Origin of the sequence: Bartonella sp. MU70NMGDW (genome assembly GCF_042194085.1) — a bacterium.
In the GTDB taxonomy this organism is placed as follows: Bacteria; Pseudomonadota; Alphaproteobacteria; order Rhizobiales; family Rhizobiaceae; genus Bartonella; species Bartonella grahamii.
On sequence record NZ_JBHIMK010000184.1, the window covers coordinates 1 to 2,424 of the forward strand.

The following is a 2,424-nucleotide window of genomic DNA, read 5'->3' on the forward strand; positions in this document are numbered from 1 at the left end:
CCAGCAATAATGACGCTGAATGCCCATCGCATAAATGTAGCTCTTGCAATGATGCGAAATATATAAATAAGCAAAAGTAATAAAAGAATGATAGCGGCAACGATAGGAATAATTATACTTAATCCATATTGCATCCCTATGAAAACATCTAAACTCTTTGTTTCCGTCTGAGCATATGCAGATTGAGTTATTAATAACATAATCGAAGTGATAAAAATAGCACTAATCTTACATATTTTTGATTGAAGCGTATTTAAGTGTTTCATATCTTTTATCCCCTTTTAATTAAAGTTGCTATAAATAATATTCCTTTTTTCGTATTATGAGCGACATTATTACTGATACAAATCTATAATCAACGAACATTAAAAACATTACGTATTATACTAATTTATGCATTACCTGTAAATAGCAGTTTAGCAAGTTGGGTTGCTGAGCCAGCGACGATAACACCGATTGCCCATCGTACAAATGTATCTTTTCCGATGTAGCGGCCTGCGTAACCAATTGCTAAGCACAAAAGTATAACAGCAGCTGCAACAGGAATAATATTAGTAGTAAGATCCGTTTGTAGAGCTTTTAGAGCAGTTTCAGCAGGACCTAATTTTGCATTTGCATATGCAGACTGTGTTATAAAAAAGGCGCTTATAGCTGCAGAAATTACAGTAATTTTGTTATTATTTTTTAATTTGAGATTAATTATTTTTTTCATATTTTACTCTTATGAATACTTTGTATATTTTTAATATAAACGAAATATCACATAATATGTTTAAATTTATCAAACATAAATTCTCACATTAGAAACATTATGTGTTATAAAGACTCACACTTGCCCCTTGAATAACAGGCTCGCAAGTTGGGTTGCTGAACCAGCGATGACAACGCCGATTGCCCATCGTATAAATGTATCCTTTCCGATGTAGCGCCCTGCATAGAGAATGGCTAAGCATAAAAGTATAACAGCAGCAGCAACAGGGAGATCGGTAGAACGACGTGCAGGGTAGGGGTGTAGTTATGGGTGTTTGCCGGATGCTAAAAATTGTGCTTGGGCCCATACGGGATGTATCGTAAAAAATACAGTTATAGCTGCAGAAAGTGTGATGATTTTGTTATTGTTTTTTGATTGGAAGCTAATTAGTTTTCGCATATTTTACTCTTATTAAAGTTTTATGAAGGCCTTGTATTTCTATCATAAACGGAATAGAATTTTGCCATATTAATAATTATTAGATGCACTTTTATATTAAAAACATTTTGTATTATACTAACTTACTTGACCTGTAAATAGCAGTTTAGCAAGTTGGGTTGCAGAACCTGCGATGACAACACCGATTGCCCATCGTATAAATGTATCCCTTTCAATGTAGCGTCCTGCGTAACCAATTGCTAAGCACAAAAGTATAACAGCAGCAGCAATAGGAATAATATTATCAATAAGATCTTTTTGCAGAGCATCTAAAGCAGTTTTTGCATTTGTTAATTTTTGAGAATATGCAGGATTGTCCATAAAAAATATAGCTAAAGCTGCAGAGATTTTAGTAGTTTTATTCCGAATTATTGTTTGAAGAATTTTTGATTGTTTCATATTGTTTATCTCAATTTAGATTTCTCTTTAGAATAAAAAGATATTTTATACCGCATGACTTTAATAGTCATTCTCATTACTTACCTGTGAACAGCAGCGTAGCAAGTTGGGTTGCTGAACCAGCGATAACAACACCAATTGCCCACCGTACAAACGTGTCTTTTCCGATGTAGCGTCCTGCATAGCCAATTGCTAAGCACAAAAGTATCACGGCAGCAGCAATAGGGATAAGCAGATTTAAGTCTTTTTGCAGAGCATCTAAAGCAGTTTTTGCATTTGCTAATTTTGCTTGAGCATACACAGGACTGCTCATAAAAAATACAGTTAGAGCTGCAGAGATTTTAGTAGATTTATTTCTAATTATTGTTTGAAGGGTATTTGATTGTTTCATATTGTTTATTCCAATTTAGATTACAGTTACTATAAATAATCTCTTTTTTTGATATAGTTCTTTATTGCACTAAATAAAAACACAGAAATCTAACTTTCTTTATTTCATTAAAGAAATATTTCATTTTTTTAATAGATTTATCAGGCAGTTTTAAATAATAAATTAGCAAGTTCAGCTGCAGAACCTGCGATGACAACACCAATTGCCCACCGTACGAATGTATCTTTTCCGATGTAGCGGCCTGCATAACCAATTGCTAAGCACAAGAGGATAACGGCAGCAGCAATAGGGATAATCACTTTCAAGTCTGTTTGGAGTGCCTCTAAAGCCTTTTTTGCAGGATCTAAACTTGCTGCCTGGATACGTGCAGGATTGATCATAAAAAATACAGTTAAAGCTGCAGAAAATAAAGCAATTTTATTACGAGCTGTTGTGTGAAGAATAT

At 33.7% G+C, this 2,424-nt stretch carries 5 protein-coding genes and 1 pseudogene; all 6 read right to left on the reverse strand.

Features of this window, described 5'->3' with window-relative positions; genetic code table 11:
• Window positions 1-266: conjugal transfer protein (locus tag ACFIKE_RS09460; RefSeq protein WP_375649560.1), on the reverse strand; the 266-nt coding region annotated here is incomplete at its 3' end.
• A gap of 125 nt (window positions 267-391) precedes the next feature.
• Window positions 392-712, reverse strand: coding sequence for a VirB2 family type IV secretion system major pilin TrwL (trwL, locus tag ACFIKE_RS09465; protein ID WP_375649562.1), 321 nt, complete (start codon window positions 710-712; stop codon window positions 392-394).
• 114 nt (window positions 713-826) lie between these two features.
• Window positions 827-982, reverse strand: a pseudogene (locus ACFIKE_RS09470) (TrbC/VirB2 family protein); the annotation flags it as partial.
• 285 nt (window positions 983-1,267) lie between these two features.
• Complete coding sequence (trwL, locus tag ACFIKE_RS09475) at window positions 1,268-1,588, reverse strand: VirB2 family type IV secretion system major pilin TrwL (RefSeq protein WP_375649564.1); 321 nt, start codon at window positions 1,586-1,588, stop codon at window positions 1,268-1,270.
• Between the two features lie 76 nt (window positions 1,589-1,664).
• Window positions 1,665-1,979: a VirB2 family type IV secretion system major pilin TrwL gene (trwL, locus tag ACFIKE_RS09480; protein ID WP_375649567.1), complete on the reverse strand. Its 315-nt coding sequence runs from the start codon at window positions 1,977-1,979 to the stop codon at window positions 1,665-1,667.
• A gap of 140 nt (window positions 1,980-2,119) precedes the next feature.
• Entirely contained in the window at window positions 2,120-2,422 is a 303-nt protein-coding gene (trwL, locus tag ACFIKE_RS09485) for a VirB2 family type IV secretion system major pilin TrwL (RefSeq protein WP_375649569.1), read from the reverse strand.
• Window positions 2,423-2,424: the final 2 nt, after the last annotated feature.

Bases quoted from the DNA above. Each gene is read 5' to 3' on its own strand.
- trwL (WP_375649564.1), bottom strand. From the start codon at position 1,588: ATGAAACAATCAAAAATTCTTCAAACAATAATTCGGAATAAAACTACT.
- trwL (WP_375649567.1), bottom strand. From the start codon at position 1,979: ATGAAACAATCAAATACCCTTCAAACAATAATTAGAAATAAATCTACT.
- trwL (WP_375649562.1), bottom strand. From the start codon at position 712: ATGAAAAAAATAATTAATCTCAAATTAAAAAATAATAACAAAATTACT.